19 protein-coding genes are annotated in these 16,391 nt (G+C 42.6%); 12 read left to right on the forward strand and 7 right to left on the reverse strand.

The genetic code is table 11. The features are described from left to right. The 8 genes from AB1K80_RS00850 to AB1K80_RS00885 all read left to right on the forward strand — a co-directional run bounded on the left by AB1K80_RS00850 (window position 1) and on the right by AB1K80_RS00885 (window position 6,787). Window positions 1-1,125 (forward strand): N-acetylneuraminate synthase family protein, encoded by a 1,125-nt coding sequence (locus AB1K80_RS00850; protein ID WP_412854728.1) that lies wholly within the window; start codon window positions 1-3, stop codon window positions 1,123-1,125. Continuing rightward, window positions 1,115-1,855 carry a cytidylyltransferase domain-containing protein gene (locus AB1K80_RS00855; RefSeq protein WP_412854729.1) on the forward strand — a complete coding sequence of 247 codons (741 nt, stop codon included), beginning with the start codon at window positions 1,115-1,117 and terminating at the stop codon, window positions 1,853-1,855. Before AB1K80_RS00850 ends, AB1K80_RS00855 begins: the two co-directional genes overlap by 11 nt. Continuing rightward, the gene (locus tag AB1K80_RS00860; protein ID WP_412854730.1) at window positions 1,852-2,880 is read left to right on the forward strand and encodes a PseG/SpsG family protein; all 1,029 of its coding nucleotides are present in this window, start codon (window positions 1,852-1,854) and stop codon (window positions 2,878-2,880) included. The genes AB1K80_RS00855 and AB1K80_RS00860 overlap by 4 nt, the downstream gene beginning before the upstream one ends. Before the next feature lie 2 nt (window positions 2,881-2,882). Further along, entirely contained in the window at window positions 2,883-3,623 is a 741-nt protein-coding gene (locus AB1K80_RS00865) for a sugar phosphate nucleotidyltransferase (protein ID WP_412854731.1), read from the forward strand. Next, the gene (rfbB, locus tag AB1K80_RS00870; RefSeq protein WP_412854732.1) at window positions 3,620-4,585 is read left to right on the forward strand and encodes a dTDP-glucose 4,6-dehydratase; all 966 of its coding nucleotides are present in this window, start codon (window positions 3,620-3,622) and stop codon (window positions 4,583-4,585) included. The genes AB1K80_RS00865 and rfbB overlap by 4 nt, the downstream gene beginning before the upstream one ends. A 3-nt stretch (window positions 4,586-4,588) precedes the next feature. Beyond that, entirely contained in the window at window positions 4,589-5,428 is an 840-nt protein-coding gene (gene rfbD, locus AB1K80_RS00875) for a dTDP-4-dehydrorhamnose reductase (protein ID WP_412854733.1), read from the forward strand. Window positions 5,429-5,435: 7 nt separating this feature from the next. Next, window positions 5,436-5,891: a dTDP-4-dehydrorhamnose 3,5-epimerase family protein gene (locus AB1K80_RS00880; RefSeq protein ID WP_412854734.1), complete on the forward strand. Its 456-nt coding sequence runs from the start codon at window positions 5,436-5,438 to the stop codon at window positions 5,889-5,891. A 98-nt stretch (window positions 5,892-5,989) separates the two neighbouring features. Next, the gene (locus AB1K80_RS00885) at window positions 5,990-6,787 is read left to right on the forward strand and encodes an SDR family oxidoreductase (RefSeq protein WP_412854735.1); all 798 of its coding nucleotides are present in this window, start codon (window positions 5,990-5,992) and stop codon (window positions 6,785-6,787) included. A gap of 13 nt (window positions 6,788-6,800) precedes the next feature. On the opposite strand, the gene AB1K80_RS00890 is transcribed toward AB1K80_RS00885, so the two are convergent. The 6 genes from AB1K80_RS00890 to AB1K80_RS00915 form a co-directional block, all read right to left on the reverse strand. Beyond that, window positions 6,801-7,994, reverse strand: coding sequence for an aminotransferase class I/II-fold pyridoxal phosphate-dependent enzyme (locus AB1K80_RS00890; protein ID WP_412854736.1), 1,194 nt, complete (start codon window positions 7,992-7,994; stop codon window positions 6,801-6,803). Window positions 7,995-8,011: 17 nt separating this feature from the next. Next, window positions 8,012-9,433: an ATP-grasp domain-containing protein gene (locus AB1K80_RS00895; RefSeq protein ID WP_412854737.1), complete on the reverse strand. Its 1,422-nt coding sequence runs from the start codon at window positions 9,431-9,433 to the stop codon at window positions 8,012-8,014. A 14-nt stretch (window positions 9,434-9,447) separates the two neighbouring features. Then, window positions 9,448-10,209 carry a glucose 1-dehydrogenase gene (locus tag AB1K80_RS00900; RefSeq protein WP_412854738.1) on the reverse strand — a complete coding sequence of 254 codons (762 nt, stop codon included), beginning with the start codon at window positions 10,207-10,209 and terminating at the stop codon, window positions 9,448-9,450. Further along, entirely contained in the window at window positions 10,206-10,913 is a 708-nt protein-coding gene (locus AB1K80_RS00905; RefSeq protein WP_412854739.1) for a cupin domain-containing protein, read from the reverse strand. Before AB1K80_RS00905 ends, AB1K80_RS00900 begins: the two co-directional genes overlap by 4 nt. A gap of 1 nt (window position 10,914) precedes the next feature. Further along, entirely contained in the window at window positions 10,915-11,517 is a 603-nt protein-coding gene (locus AB1K80_RS00910) for a bacilysin biosynthesis protein BacA (RefSeq protein ID WP_412854740.1), read from the reverse strand. A gap of 136 nt (window positions 11,518-11,653) precedes the next feature. Continuing rightward, window positions 11,654-12,886 (reverse strand): MFS transporter, encoded by a 1,233-nt coding sequence (locus tag AB1K80_RS00915; protein ID WP_412854741.1) that lies wholly within the window; start codon window positions 12,884-12,886, stop codon window positions 11,654-11,656. A 145-nt stretch (window positions 12,887-13,031) separates the two neighbouring features. On the opposite strand from AB1K80_RS00915, the gene AB1K80_RS00920 reads away from it, so the two are divergent. Next, complete coding sequence (locus tag AB1K80_RS00920) at window positions 13,032-13,511, forward strand: Lrp/AsnC family transcriptional regulator (RefSeq protein WP_412854742.1); 480 nt, start codon at window positions 13,032-13,034, stop codon at window positions 13,509-13,511. Between the two features lie 37 nt (window positions 13,512-13,548). Here the strand turns inward: AB1K80_RS00920 and hemQ are convergent, their stop codons facing one another. Further along, window positions 13,549-14,316: a hydrogen peroxide-dependent heme synthase gene (hemQ, locus tag AB1K80_RS00925; protein ID WP_412854743.1), complete on the reverse strand. Its 768-nt coding sequence runs from the start codon at window positions 14,314-14,316 to the stop codon at window positions 13,549-13,551. Between the two features lie 238 nt (window positions 14,317-14,554). On the opposite strand from hemQ, the gene pta reads away from it, so the two are divergent. From pta to AB1K80_RS00940, 3 genes are all read left to right on the forward strand, one after another. Then, window positions 14,555-15,526: a phosphate acetyltransferase gene (pta, locus tag AB1K80_RS00930; RefSeq protein ID WP_412854744.1), complete on the forward strand. Its 972-nt coding sequence runs from the start codon at window positions 14,555-14,557 to the stop codon at window positions 15,524-15,526. A 172-nt stretch (window positions 15,527-15,698) separates the two neighbouring features. Then, entirely contained in the window at window positions 15,699-16,106 is a 408-nt protein-coding gene (locus tag AB1K80_RS00935) for a DUF5082 family protein (protein ID WP_412854745.1), read from the forward strand. Next, on the forward strand, window positions 16,107-16,385 hold the full coding sequence (locus tag AB1K80_RS00940) for a YwqI/YxiC family protein (protein ID WP_412854746.1): 279 nt from the start codon (window positions 16,107-16,109) through the stop codon (window positions 16,383-16,385). Window positions 16,386-16,391: the final 6 nt, after the last annotated feature.

The raw sequence follows: 16,391 nt of genomic DNA on the forward strand, positions 1-16,391 counted from the left end.
ATGGCGCATTTCTACATTGGAGATCGCAAAGTGGGGGATGATGCGCCTGTCTTTATCATTGCAGAGGCGGGCATCAACCATGATGGGAAACTAGATCAAGCACTTGCTTTGATTGATGTGGCGAAAGAAGCGGGTGCTGATGCGGTGAAGTTTCAAATGTTTCAAGCAGATCGGATGTATCAAAAGGAACCGGGCTTATACGAAACAGCCAAAGGAGAAGAAGTCTCCATTTTTTCTTTAGTGGAACAAATGGAGTTGCCGCCCGAGTGGCTGCCGACTTTATTAAGCGATTGTGAGAAAAAAGGGCTCATTTTTTTAAGCACAGTGTGTGATGAAGAATCTGCGGATCTATTAAACCAAACCAACCCGTCCGCTTTTAAATTGGCATCCTATGAAATCAATCATTTGCCACTTTTGCGTCACACCGCATCATTTCAAAAGCCGATGATTTTTTCTACAGCTGGCGCAACCATTGCCGACGTGCATGAAGCATATGAAGCGATTACGAGCCAGCAAAATAAACAAGTCGCCATTATGCATTGTGTAGCAAAGTATCCAGCGCCTAGAGAATACACAAACCTTCGTGTACTCCAAACGTTCACCTCGGCTTTTCCAGAGGCAGTTATCGGTTTTTCTGATCATAGTATGCATCCAACCGAAGTGCCTGTTGCCGCCGTAAAACTTGGGGCAGCCATCATTGAGAAGCATTTTACTGTCGATAAAACGTTGCCGGGTGCGGATCACTCCTTTGCGTTAGACCCTAAAGAATTAAAAGAGATGGTTCAGCACATTCGAATAGCTGAAAAGCAGAGGGGGCAACTAAAAGCAGACGATGGTTCTGTTCCAGAGGTGCTTCTTGGCAGTTCTTTTAAAACGACGACAGCCATTGAAGGACAAATTCGTGAATTTGCGTATCGAGGGGTTTTTACGACAAAAGGCATTGCAAAGGGCGATACTTTGACACGAGAAAATGTAGCTGTGTTACGACCAGGTCAAAAAAGCCAAGGACTGCATCCACGGTATTTGTCAGTGCTGATTGGTGCTAAAGCGACAAGGAATATTCCGCCACATACAGGTGTTTCGTGGGACGATGTCCTCGTTCAGGAGTCTCAAGATGACAAATGATGTACTTTTTGTGATACAGGCGAGAATGGGATCTACGAGACTGCCAAAAAAGGTCATGAAACCGTTCGGAGGCATGGCACTCATTGATTGGATTGTTGAGCGGGTAAAGCAATCAGATGATTACAATCAAAAGACGCAGAATCTTATGATTGCGACAACAGTTGAAGCAAAGGATGACTTTTTGGCCCAATATTGTATGTCGAAAGGCTACAAAGTATTTCGCGGCAGTGAGAAGGATGTATTGGCGCGATTTTCTCACATTGTTCAACAGTTTGAACCGCAGACCGTTGTACGGCTGACAGGAGACAATCCTTTCATCGATCCGACACTTTTGTCGAAAATGCTTGAAAAACATAGGCAGACAAATGCTGACTACACGTATACGAGCGGAACACCCCTCGGTATTTCCGGGGAAATGATTCAAGCATCTATTTTATGTGACATCGACAAATTCCCTCTCACTCAGACAGAACGTGAGCATGTCACGCTCTATGTGAGAAAACATCCGGAGCAATTTCACCTTCAAATATTCACACCGCCCAAAGAACTTGCATATCCTGCATATCGATTCACGATTGATACAGAAGAAGATTATGTTTTTGCTACCCGCTTACTCGAAAAAGCAGGTGGTTCTATTGCAGTGCCATGTACGGATCTCATATCCATCTGTGAACAAGAACCAGATATCGTTCGTTTAAATCAATTTGTGAGACAGAAGGATGCTGAATGAACAAAAAGATCATGATTGTTGTCTATGGCGGCTTTTTAAAAGGGATGGGGCATGTCATCAGAATGAAGCGCTTAGCGCAAGAGCTGCGACAGGAAGGGAACGCCCTTTTTTTCTACACAAATGAACGGATTTGTGTAGAAATGCTCTCGTCTGTCGATTGGCATGTCCATTTGATTCAGGAGGAGAAGGCTCTCCTTCAGCTACAACAAGCCATGAAAAAGCTGAAGCCAGATCTGTTGCTCATAGATGTCCTTGATATTGACTTGCCACTACTTCAAATGATGAAACATTCCTGTGCATCTACAAAAATGGTCTTATTCGAGGAGATGAGGGAAGAAGCCCATCAGCTTGCTGATGCTGTCGTGAATGGTATTTATGGAGGTCTGGATCAGAAGCATTATCAATTAAAGGGTACGGAATTCTTTCAAGGAACACCTTATTTATTGTTAGATCACGAGATTGGTCAATTAAAAGACACATATGAGGTTCGAAAAGAATGCAAAAAAGTTGTCATTAGCCTTGGGGGTAGTGATCCACGTGGATTGTTATCAAAGGCTGTCTCTGCACTCCTCCCCTTAGATCATTTGCACATTCTAGCAGTTTCCGGAAAAGCCTCTCATTTAAAAAAACATGTAGAGGCTGAACATATTCAATTGATTCGCCACACAGATCAATTATCGGCACGTCTTTGGGAAGCCGATTTGGCCATTGTTGCAGGGGGAATGACGTTGTATGAAGCGGTTTGTATCGGTGTACCCAGTATTGTCCTCACACAAGTAGCGCATCAAGCAGTGACAGCCAGTGGTTTTGCACAAAAGGGAGCCTGTCTTCACCTTGGATTAGGTGACCATGTGGATGAAAAGGATATGTTGCTTGCTGTTCAAAGGCTGTCTGGCAGCTACTTTCTTCGCAGAAGTATTCACCTCAATGGACGGACACTGATTGATGGAAAAGGAACCGAACGGGTCAAAAACATTCTTATACACCTCATGAATGATCACCAAAAAGAACATAAGGATGTGTAGATGTGAAGGGAGTTATTTTAGCAGGTGGAAAGGGATCAAGACTGGCGCCACTAACCAATATCATCAACAAACATTTATTGCCGGTAGGTCCATATCCGATGATTTATTGGTCACTGTTTAAGCTCAAAGAAGCAGGCATCTTAGATGTGATGCTGATTTCACAAGAAGAACAAATCCCGCAATTTCAACAATTACTAGAAGGCGACCAAAACCTAGGGATGAACATTGTCTATCAAGTACAGCCAGAAGCTTCTGGCATTTCGGATGGTCTCTCCTATGCCAAACCCTTTGTGAAAGGAGAGAAATTTGTCCTCATGCTTGGTGATAATGTGTTTGAGGATGCGTTAACCCCTTTTGTAGACGCCTTCCAAACACAAGAAGATGGGGCAAAGGTCCTGCTGAAAGAAGTGGCAGATCCAGAGCGATTCGGAATTGCGGAAATTGATGCCGCTCAATACCGAATATTATCAATAGAAGAAAAGCCAGAGCATCCACGCTCCACTTATTGCGTCACGGGGATTTATTTTTATGACCAAGAAGTGTTTGAATATATTGAGAGAATCTCGCCGTCAGACCGCGGCGAATTAGAGATTACAGACGTGAACAATCTCTATATCTCAAATAGCCAGCTGACCTATGATATGTTAAAAGGGTGGTGGATTGATGCAGGAACACATGAATCACTCCACCAAGCATCGACGAAAATGTTTGAAACGATGAAGAAAAAAGAGGGATACGTATGACGAAGTCTTATTTAATTACAGGTGGGGCGGGCTTTATTGGGCTAAATTTTGTGAAGCAAATGCTTCAGGAATCAAATGTCCGGCTCACTGTATTTGATAAATTAACATATGCCAGCCATCCAGACGAAATGGACGATTTATCAAAGCTGTCTCATTTTCGTTTTATCAAAGGGGATATCACGTTACAGCATGAGCTGGATCGAGTATTTGATGAAGCCTATGATGCTATTATTCATTTTGCAGCAGAATCGCATGTCGATCGCAGTATTGAGTCGGCAGAGCCCTTCATTCATACAAATGTCCTCGGAACGTATCGGATGCTAGAGGCTGTTTTAAAAGGAAAAGCGAAAAAGCTGATTCATATATCAACAGATGAAGTCTACGGAGATTTGGATCGAGATGAACCCGCATTTACAGAACAAACACCCATTTCACCGAATAATCCTTATTCGGCAAGTAAGGCAAGTTCAGATCTACTGGTGAAATCGTTTATCCACACACACCAATTACCCGCAATGATTACACGATGCAGTAACAACTATGGTCCCTACCAGCATGAAGAGAAATTCATCCCAACCATTATTAGGAAAGCATTAAATGGAGAAAAGATCCCGATTTATGGAGACGGTCAACAGATTCGTGATTGGCTCTATGTTGAAGACCATGCAAGAGCCATTCAACAAATAGTAGAAAGCGGAACAACTGGGCAGGTCTACAATATTGGCGGTGGAAACGAGAAAACAAATCTCGATGTTACCAAAAAGATTCTCACCCATCTTGGCATCAGTCATGACCAAATTGCATTTATTCAAGACCGAAAAGGGCACGACAGACGGTATGCGATTGATGCCAGTCGATTAAAAAGAGAGCTCGGCTGGACACAGGCAACTTCATTTGACGAAGGTATCGAAAAAACGATCAATTGGTATCGTGCCAAATATGATCAGAGCGAAGAAGGGTGACGGATGAAGGTTTTAATCACCGGTGCGGGCGGTCAATTAGGAAAAGAATTGTGCAAACGGCTCAAGGAAAAAGATTTTACCGTCATTGCGTTAACAAGAAGCATGCTCAATATTGCAGATCAACAAGCAGTGAGACATGCGATGAAACATTTCTGCCCTGATATTGTGGTCAGTGCGGCAGCCTATACATCCGTCGATCAATGTGAGGCAGAAACAGAAAAAGCCTATCTTGTGAATGGCATTGGCGCTTATTATACAGCATTGGAAGCGAAGCACATCGGAGCAGACGTCCTGCATGTCAGTACCGATTATGTGTTTGATGGGCAAGCGAACGTCCCTTATGAGGTAGATGCACAAGCCGACCCTCAAACCATCTATGGAAAAAGTAAAAAGCTTGGAGAAGAGCTGGTTCGTTTAGTGTCAGACGAAGTGAAAATCATTCGGACGTCTTGGCTATATGGACATGGAGGACACAATTTTGTGAATACCATCATTCGGCTCGCTGAAACGAAGGATCATTTGCGTATCGTGAATGATCAAGTAGGTTCTCCCACCTACACAAAGGATGTAGCAGAGGCGTTGATTCATTTATTGGACCAACCAGCAGGAATTTATCACGTAAGCAACCGAGGAAGCTGTTCTTGGTTTGAGTTTGCGACAGAAATTGTGGAACGGAGCGGATTGACGACAACCATCGAACCAATTTCTACAGCGGAGTACGGCTTTCAAACACCTCGTCCACCTTATTCCGTTTTAGACCTACAAGCGATCGAAGCCACAGGGTGGAAGCCGAGACAATGGAAGGATGCGCTGCACGATTATTTGCAAGTAGAAGGGAGATGACATTCGCATGATTGAAGGTGTGCAAACGAAAAAACTAGTCAAACATTGTGATGATCGAGGTTTTTTTGCAGAACTCATCCGAGATGATGAGCCGATGCTCAAGCGCTTTGGGCAGGCTTCATGGTCAAAAAGCTTTCCAGGTGTGATCAAAGCCTTTCATTATCATGAAAAGCAAGATGACGTTTGGTTTTTCCCAGCAGGTCATGCACAGGTCGTTTTATATGATTTGCGGGAAGATTCCCCCACAAAGGATCAAACCGATGTGTACTACATGGGAGAAGATAATCCAATGCTTCTTCTAATTCCAAAAGGAGTCGCCCATGGCTATCGTGTACTAGGTGAGACGCCATTGCAAATTGTGTACTTTACAACAGAATCCTACGACCCGAACAACCCGGATGAAAAGCGAATCGCGTGGAATGATGCGGCGATCGGGTTTGATTGGGAAACAACGTTTAAATAGAGTGAGAGACCTTTCAGTGGAGAAAGGTCTTTTTTCTATTTAATGACATCCGAATGTGGAATTTTATGTATATTTGATCTAAGATAAAAAGAAAAGGGATGTGGATGAGTTTGTCAAAAAGAGTGGCATTTGTGACAGGGGCAAGTACAGGGATTGGTAAGGCGATCGCGATGAAGTTGGCAGCACAAGATCATGTCAAAGTGATCATCAATGCGAGAAATGAATCTTCACTTGAACAGACCAGACAGCAAATGCAAGAGATGCCAGAAACGAAAGAGCCGATCACGCTATTCTGTGGGGATATGTCAATTGAGGATGTAAGGCGTGAGGCCTTTGACGCGATAGAAAATGAGTTTGGTCGATTAGATGTATTGATTAATAATATACCTGGCGGGGCACCCGATACATTTGATTCATGTGAGAGTGATCAGATGATAAGAGCCTTCTCACAAAAAGCCATTGCATATGTCGATATGATGAAGCGTGCGGCAGCCATGATGAAAATCCATGAATATGGGCGGATCATTCAAATTGTCGGAAATCTATGGAAAGAACCTGGTGCACAAATGTTTACAAACAGTATGATGAATGCAGCCATTATCAATGCGAGTAAAAACGCAGCTACTCAGCTAGCGTCTAATGGCATTACGGTGAATTGCTTGAATCCAGGGTTTATTGCAACAGATCGTTATACACAATTTATCGACAATCTGATGCGTCAGCAGGGCATATCAAGGGAGGAGGCTGTACAGGCTGTTGCATCAGGTATTCCAATGCAAAGAGTTGGTTCTGCTGATGAAATGGCTTCATTAGCGGCTTTCATCGCATCAGAAGAAGCTTCCTATATCACTGGACAACAAATATCCGTCGACGGTGGTTCGATGAAAAGTATATAAAATCAAAAACCCGCTAAATGCGGGTTTTTTGCTGAAAGCAGATGGGCAGGATGGAGAGCCGATCAATACATAATGCCAGCTGTTCAATTGAGGCAACCATTGAAATCCTCACATGACGTTGCCCGTTGGCGCCAAATACTCCCCCAGGCGTTACAACAACATCCGCATGCTCTAATACATAGTGTGCAAATGCATGGGAATCTTCGAAATCATCAGGGATGGGCGCCCATAAGTAAAAGGAACCGGCAGGACGTTCTATTTTCCAGCCAAGCTGTTTCGCCGCTTGACGAATAAAGAAATTCATTCGTTCAAGGTAGATATTTTTCAATGATTCAATATGTACATGATCCCCTTGTAATGCGATGGTCGCAGCCTGTTGGAATCCCCCATACATGCTGACAAATACATGATCTTGGAAAGCGTTGATCGCCTCGATGATCTCCTCATTCCCAACGACAAAAGCCACTCTCCACCCTGCCATATTAAACGTTTTTGATAGAGAATATAATTCCACGCCGACCGTTTTTCCAAGTGAAGCATTCATGAAGCTTACTGGTTTTTGCCCATAATGAAACGATCCGTAAGCAAAGTCGTGGATCACATGCAGACCATGAGCAGCTGCAAAGGTAGCCGTTTCTTCAAAGAAGGCATCGTTTGCCACAGCACCAGTTGGGTTATTCGGGTAATTCAAGAAAAGAACCTTTGCTTTTTTTAACACATCAGAATCAATGGAAGATAGATTCGGTAAATAGCCATTTTTTTCATCAAGCTTGATAAAATATGGCTTGGCGTCAGCCATTACAATTCCTGAATGATACTCAGGATATCCAGGGTCGGGGACGAGTGCTATATCACCTGGATCAAGAAGGCACTGACTTAGAACATAAAGGCCCGTTTTTCCACCATTCACTAAGGCGATTTCCTTGTCTGGGTCAATCACAGTGCCAAATTCCCTTAGATAAAAGTCTGCAATCGCTTGTTTGAAAAAGTCATAACCTCTAAACGGAGCGTATTGCTGAAATTGCAAGGTGTCCGCTCCATCTTGAAGGGCGCTGACGATATGTGGAGGAGTCGGAAGATCTGGATTCCCTTGACCAAGATTTAAAATGTTCGCTCCATTTTGCATTTTATGTGCGATTTTCTGAAATACGGTTCCGAATTTTTGTTCGGGCAACCGGTCAATCATTCGAGATGGTCGGATTTTCACAACATCATTCTCCCTTTCTATCCTCTCACTAACTCATCCATTAGCTGAATCGTTGCTTGCTTTTGGATATTGCGGATAGACAAGGCAACATCCTGTGAGGATGATCCTTTTAATTCTAGTGAGACAATGCCGTTAAAGGCTTCAAATAGAGAAAGATCGACCACTGATCCTTTGACAGGTAATGATTCATTCACTATGGTTGTATCACCGACGAGCGCTTCATGCGGAATATGAATATGATCAATCGTGATATGTGTGACGTCCTGTGGTAGTTGTCCACTTTCTTTGAAGTGCTGAGGGTACAAATGGCAATCGGCTATATAACATGTATGACCAGACAACAGCTGTGTTGGGAGTGTGGCCTTTTTCCCATCGACTAACACATCAATCAGCAGCTTAGCCATATCTACGCCAAATACCTTTTTAATATTCGGAATCATATCCCATCCTGCAAACCTTGCGGCGGTTTCGATAAGACCGGCTTCTCGATTTTTCATGAGCTTGATTTCTGTATGGGTGGCACAGTTTTCAAGGCCCAATCCTTCATTTGCCTTACTTGCAGCCTCGATGATGATTTGTTGTGCCTCATCGTCTAAGATGGACGGTGTGATATGAGCTGTTTCTGTAAACCCGATTTGAGCGGTTTTATCATGAATGACGAATGGGATGTATTCGCCTTCAACGACCAATCCTTCTACACTGACATAATCAGAATACCCATCTGCATCATACCAATCCTCATAAGCACCTTCTAAATATGTTTCAGCGACAAACGGTGCTTCATATGTCACGGCGCTTGGAACGGGAATGGTTTGTAAATAAGATTGTACTTGTAAAAAACGGTGATCGCTGCCAGCACGGTCGTGGAAAAGCGTGACGCCAATGGAGCTGGCTAAATATGTAGGCTTTAAAATGAGCGGTGTACCAATAGCCTCCATCGCTTGTTGAAAATCAGATAACGTGGTAACAGGCTGAGTTTTGACCGCTTTTACACCTGAGGCATTGAACGCCGCGCGCATCTGGCTTTTATCCCGTGCCATTTCAGCTGCCTTTACACCGGCACCGCGAAGCCCAAGACGCTCAGCTGCTTTCGCCATTGGTGCAATAAATAATTCATTATTGGTCGTCACAGCATCTACTTTGAAAAAAGAAGCCACCCGGACCAAGTCTTCAACAACTTCTTCTTCTGATTTCGGATAATCGTCATGTGCCCAGTAGATGGAGTCAGGATGTTCAAAAGAAGGATTCGTTTCGAAATAATCACGGTCTTTGATGACCGCAATCGAGTATTTTTCTATTAGTTCGGCATGTCCTTTTGTAATCGCAAACGGCCTTGGTATATATGAAACGATATGATAGGCTGCTGCCACACTTTCATAAAACATATGAGGTGGGCATCCCCCTAGGTCAGCAATAACAAGTACAGTTTTTTTACTCAACACTAACACTCCTTTTATCTAGCGGTGTAACCGCCATCTGCTGTGACGACACTTCCGGTCATATAACTGGATAAATCAGAGGCGAGGAACAGCATCACGCCAGCAACCTCTTCGGGTTTTCCAAGGCGTAATAGTGGGTTCACCTTTGCTTTTTCCTCTTTGATTACCTCGAGGCTTTCTGAGTGATTGTCTAAAAAGGATTTTTCATTTAATGGTGTATCAATGATTCCTGGCGCGATACAATTCACCCTAATTTGATAAGGAGCATAATCAACTGCCATTGATTTGGTTAATTGAATGACGCCACCCTTTGTTGCATTGTATGCAGGAATGTCTGGCCATCCAACGAGCCCTCCAACAGATCCGGTGTTAATAATATTTCCACTTTTCTTTTTCAGCATATGGGGCAATGTATGCTTACTCATTAGAAATACACCGGTCAAATTCACTTGGAGAATTTTATTCCAATCTTCTAGTGTCATCTCGTGAATAGGAGCAACGATTTCAATGCCTGCATTGTTGATCAAAACATCTATCGTGCCAAATTGCTCTAGCACTGCTTTGACCGTGTGTTGACAGTCGGACTCATTCGTCACATCCGTTTTGAAAAACGCAAGATGCTCGTGTTGTATAGCATCTAAGAGCTGGGTGCCGCTTTGTGCGTTGATGTCAGCGACCGCTACTTTTGCTCCTTGTGTGAGAAAGAGTTTGACGGCAGCAAGTCCAATGCCTGATGCGCCCCCTGTGATGAGGACGACTTTTCCTGTCATATTCATTTCTGCACCTTAGACGCTTTTGGTTTCAAGCGATTGTAGCGAGGTGGGAAAAAGAGATTAATAGACTTTGACGCTTCTGGCATTGGATTAATGGCCCCATGGTCTTCCTTAGGCTCACAGAAATAAGAGGTACCAAACGCCATATTTTCTGTAAAACCTTCAATCGTCATCTCGTATCCACCGCTAATGCAAATGCCAATTTGTTCATTCCGGTGTTTGTGAAAAGGCATTTCGCCCCCATCTCCAGGAATATTCGCAATCATGAGCTCCATCCACTCCTCAACAAAAAAGGTCACCTCCATCCCTGGAAGTAAGTCTCTTGTTTTAAAAATATCTAAGAAATAAGTGGGGGGAGCTGTATAGGCTTCGCCCTCTTTTAATCGTTTGATATCGATTGCAATTACTTCTTCATCCGTCAGATTAGAAGCCCCATGAGGGACAAATGGTGGTGCAATATAGGCTGATTCCAGTGGGGTGAGTAATTGTGTTGATTGGCCAACAGTCATGAGAAGTTCACCTTTGACCACGATCCCGATTTGCGCTTCAGGATGTTCATGCGGTTCAATCACCGTATGAGGAGGAACGTATGAAATTAACACCTCGGTATCCCCTCTTACCGTAGCGTATTGTGTGATGCCATTCTCCCACTCTATCTTTTTAGCTTGCGGGAAATATCGTTCTTTCGTCTTTTGTTCTGTTTGCATGTTATATCTCTCCTTTTCCAAATATCGACCAACTCATTGGGATACTTTTAAATGTTTGAACAAAGGTAAGACCGTATGTAGCTCTAGCAACCTCATTGGTTAATGCAATATCAAACTCGCCGTCTCTTACCTTTTGGGCGGCGGTACTTGTGGAATTTACAAGTTCAAATTCAGCATTTTGATGGATGAAATATTGAATCAAATTGACGGGTGCAGGGTGAGAGACAATTTTTAAATGGCGTAGCATGTGTTCTTGAAATGGAAAATCCGGTCGGACAGCGAGACCATACATAGGTGTGTCACATCTGAAAATTTGTAAAAGCTGGAGGTCTGGCCTCATGTAGAAGTGTTTGATTCCTTCGTATGCGTGTGGAACGAGAGTGTATTGAAGTGCGTTAGAGAGAGTGTGTTCAATGCAAATTTCGAACGAGTCGTAAAGGGATAGTTTGGTATGTATTCCGAGTGTAGTGGTGGAATGAGAGATGAAATGTTTTGCGGCATATTCACTGCTTGTCCCCTTGGGACCTAGTGTATTCACTGTAAACATTTTGGGTAAAGTGCTGGGTTCTTCCTTGAAATGAAAAACATCATTCTTTAAAATCATGTTTTACCATCCAATCCTTATTAAATTTTTACTAGATTATAAAAATATAATTGGTAATTGTCAACATATTTTATATTAAATGGAATTTAATGTTTTGTAAAAAACTGCACATACAAAGATGTGCAGTAGCATGATGTTATGTTTCAAATGTGTTTTGATCTGATTGTCGTAAATTGCGTTCACGTTTGTAGCTGATATAGCTAATGATAAAACCAGCAAACGTAATGAAGGCACAAACAAGCCCGACTGTATGGTAGCCGAAATGAACATAGACTGGCCCCATGAGTGCTGATCCGAGCATGACGGCAAGATTAGAAGCTAGACTGTAAAACGCCATGACCTTCCCGCGATGTGTGTCGGAGCAGTCACTTAAAATGGTGCTGAGAAGTGTCACAGATAAACTTTGCATCGCCCCCCAAATAAACAAGGCGAAAATCAGCAATAACCATGAAAATGGCGCATAGGGAAGAAAGGCGAGAATGAACGTGATTCCACCTAATATAAAGAAAAGAGAACGCGTTTTTCCGAACCAATCCGCTAATTTACCCGTAAATACACTCATGGAAAAACCAATGCCATATGCCATAATCAGAAGACCGGCTGTTGACTGTCCTCCATCAAACAAACTTTGCAGGTAAGCGCCTAAGAAAGAGTACATCCCGTAAAATCCAAGCATATTACAAAATGTCACAGTCAAATAGGCAGGGACTCGGTGAATCCTCAATGCCCCCCATAATGGACCCGTTTTCTTGACTGACTCTTGTGAAGTCTGTTCGGGTGTAGCCACTTGTTTTCTTGACTCGAGGAAGACGAGCAGCAGTACAATGAGACTCATGATCGCGAAAATCCAAAATGTCCAACGCCAGTTCAAACTTTGGCCAATAAAAGCTCCGATTGGTACCCCAAGCACGAGTGAAAGGGACCAGCTTGATACAATGAGTCCCATGACTTTTCCTCTGTATTGATAAGGCACTCGATCGCCAACAAGTGCATAGGCGGTTGGGACAAATACACCAGTCGCGAGCCCGGAAATGGCACGCCCAGCAAAGAAAACCGCCAGATTAGGTGCAGCCGCACACATGACTGTACCAATTAAGAAGAAAGAAAGACCGATCATCAAACACAATTCCCTTGAATATCGATCCCCTAAAGGGACGAGTAGCGGTGCTCCGACCAAAACAGCCAAACCGTAAATACTAATGGAAAGAGCGAGAATATCAATCGAGTACTGAAAAGAGTGAGATAAATCAGGCAACAGTGGTGAAATGACCAATTCTTCCGATCCCGCTGCAAATACGCCAAGTGTGAGCGCAATGGCAAGTGTGATGGGAAATGTTTTAGAAGCCGAGCTGTCTAATGATTCTTTCATCCGTTGATCCCTCCATACTTGCTTTTTCATACAGTTTCGTTAAAATAAATTCTACCATTATTTAGGTTTATTTTACATTTCATATCATAAGTATGATCATATAATGTTTTTCAAATGGAACGATTTTAGATCAGGAGGATCGCGAATGAAAACGACCGATGTTGATGTACATATTTTAAATGAACTGAAAAAAGATGCACGACTATCCATGAGGGAGTTATCCAAACGAGTGAACTTGTCAGCACCTGCTGTAGCAGAAAGAGTGCGAAAATTAGAAGATGCGGGGATTATTGAAGGGTATTCAGTGCAGGTCAATTACAAAAAATTAGGGCTTGTGATTGACTGTTTGCTGGAAGTCACCGTATTAAATGGGGAGTATCATCGTTTTGTGACATTTATGGATCAGCACCCCCGAGCCTTTTTTGCTTACCGTGTAGCAGGACCATCTTGCTTTTTCATTAAGCTGTCAGTTGCTTCACTTGAAGAGATTGAAGCGTTTATTCAAGAAGTGTCTGGGTTTACAAAGACTGTCTCCCATATTGTCTTGTCAGAGCTCTCCTTTTCACACCCAATACAGGAACGTGTGAGGGAAATAGAAGATCCGAAAATGACAGTCAACAAATAAAAAAAAGGCTTCGGGACATCCGAAGCCTTAAAATAAATCAAACATGGAAATAAGACGCTAACTGATCGTTTGCCAATCGGTTTCCAACAAAGAAAGAACCGAATTCACCGTAGCGTGCACTTACCTCATCGAAGCGCATTTCATAAACCAGTTTTTTGAACTGAAGAACATCGTCTGAGAATAGAGTGACACCCCACTCATAATCATCAAAACCGACCGATCCAGTAATGATCTGTTTCACTTTCCCAGCATAGCTTCTGCCAATTAAACCGTGGCTTCTCATGAGAGATTTACGTTCATCCATTGAGAGCATATACCAGTTATCATTGCCAGAACGTCTTTTATCCATCGGATAGAAGCACACATACTGAGAAGAAGGTAGCTCTGGATATAGGCGAGCACGAACATGTGGATTTTCGTAAGGGTCGCCGCCATCGCCGCTTGCTAAGTAGTTGCTTAATTCAACGACTGAAACGTATGAGTAAGCAGGAATTGTGAATTCTGCCAAACGTGACTTATTGAATTCAAGCTCAATTTCACCCAGCTCTTCCATTGTTGGACGCAATATCATCAGCATAATATCAGCTTTTTGGCCGACAATACTATAGATTGTTTGGCTTCCTACTTTATCTTGCTCCGCCGTTTTCCATTTGTCTAATAGCCCTGTGAATTCATGAATAATGGCTTGGCGCTCATCGCTTGTTAGCAGTTTCCAAGCTGTCCAATCAAAGGTTCTGAAATCATGCAGCGCATACCAGCCATCTAGTGTTTGAGCTGCTTCGTTTGTTGTATGTTGATCGCTCATTTTGTTCACTCCTCAATACAGTTTTCCATCTGTTCCAACTATAACATAGTTTGCCCAAATGAGGATGTGATCAAAACATGAACGAAAAAAGCGTTTTTACAAAAAGGAAGTCAATTATTTTGAAAAATAAGAATTTAACATGTAAGCGCTATAATATAAGTTGGTAGTTTGAATTTAAGCTAAAGAGGAGTATGCTTAAAAGAGAACGCTTTTTTTGTAAATCAAGGAGGGTATTGAAGTGGCAGATATTTTTTCAACAGTTCAGGAAAAGGTTGCAGGTAAAGGAGTTAAAATCGTTTTTCCTGAGGGAATGGACGAACGCATTCTAACAGCCGTTCAAAAGTTAGCAGACGGCAAAGTGTTGCAACCAATCGTTGTAGGTAAGAAAGAAGAAGTCGAAGCAAAAGCGAAAGAATTAGGTCTTACACTTGATGGTGTTGACGTGTATGATCCTCATACATATGAAGGATTTGAAGAGCTTGTACAAGCTTTCGTTGAAAGACGTAAAGGGAAAGCAACAGAAGAGCAAGCCAGAAAAGTTTTACTTGATGAAAACTATTTCGGTACAATGCTTGTTTATAAAGGTCTTGCAGACGGTCTTGTGAGCGGTGCAGCACACTCAACTGCTGATACAGTACGCCCAGCACTTCAAATCATTAAAACGAAAGAAGGCGTAAAGAAAACATCTGGCGTCTTCATCATGGCTCGCGGCGAAGAGCAATATGTGTTCGCTGATTGTGCGATCAACATTGCACCAGATAGCCAAGATCTAGCTGAAATCGCCATCGAAAGTGCGAACACAGCGAAAATGTTTGATATCGAACCACGTGTAGCAATGCTTAGCTTCTCAACAAAAGGCTCAGCGAAATCAGATGAAACAGAAAAAGTATCTGAAGCAGTTCGCATTGCAAAAGAAAAAGCACCAGAACTTGTACTTGATGGAGAATTCCAATTCGACGCAGCGTTCGTTCCTTCAGTGGCAGCGAGTAAAGCACCAGATTCCGTCATCAAAGGAGACGCTAGCGTATTTGTTTTCCCTAGCCTCGAAGCTGGAAACATCGGTTACAAAATTGCACAGCGCTTAGGTAACTTTGAAGCTGTTGGTCCAATCCTACAAGGTCTAAACCAGCCAGTAAACGACCTTTCAAGAGGCTGTAATGCCGAAGACGTTTACAACCTTGCGCTTATTACAGCAGCACAAGCACTTTAATGTAAGAACCCAAAAGCTAGTTTCTTCATGAAACTAGCTTTTTTTGTGCGTATAAATAGGTACAAAAACCTAATACCTATGATTCGTTTTTCATTGAATTCGTTTTCAAACATATGCCTCATGTGCTAGCAAATGGTAAAATAACGGAGGACTATAAGAGGAATAGAGGTGTATGACGATTTCTGGAGTAATCTTAGGATACACGACCGCCTTGTATGCAGCAAAGGCAGACATATCTATGAAAAAAGAACAAATCATCGAACTCAATATGTGTCGCAAAGAACTAAAAGCGACGAAAACAGCCTTGACGGAAGCGAATCGAAACATCACCCTTCCAGAATTGACATCAAAAACATGGTTTGGACAACTCGCAGATGCATTTGATGACATTCGCGATGAGATGAAATTGGCCGGAAAAGAGATAAAAAATACTCAGTTGACAAATTTGATTGACCGAATAGATGAAAAAATAAGTGAACTGAAATCGGATATCCAATCATTAAAAAGTGAAGTCCATTCAATTGAAAAGAAAATAGAAAAAGAGAAGCAAAAACAACTGGAAGAAAAAAGAGGGAAGTAAATGAGCAGAGAAATCAAAATAGATGCCAGTGAAGTGAAAAAAACATTAAAAAGTGCAAAACAGGCAGGCGCTCACATCCATTCAGCACTTCCAAAAACCTTCAAAGGGAAAAATGAGCTCTCAACCACGAAAAAGATCGAAAAGATCAATCAGCAATTGAACGATCTCAGTACATCGTATACAGAGATTCTCCAAAAACAACTTGCACAAACAGAACAAGCCGTCAACACCATGATGGAAACAGACAAAGCAATTGCAACGAGTACTAAAAGAAAGTAAAGGAGA

Origin of the sequence: Bacillus sp. 179-C3.3 HS, from assembly GCF_047229225.1 — a bacterium.
Lineage (GTDB): Bacteria > Bacillota > Bacilli > Bacillales > Bacillaceae > Bacillus.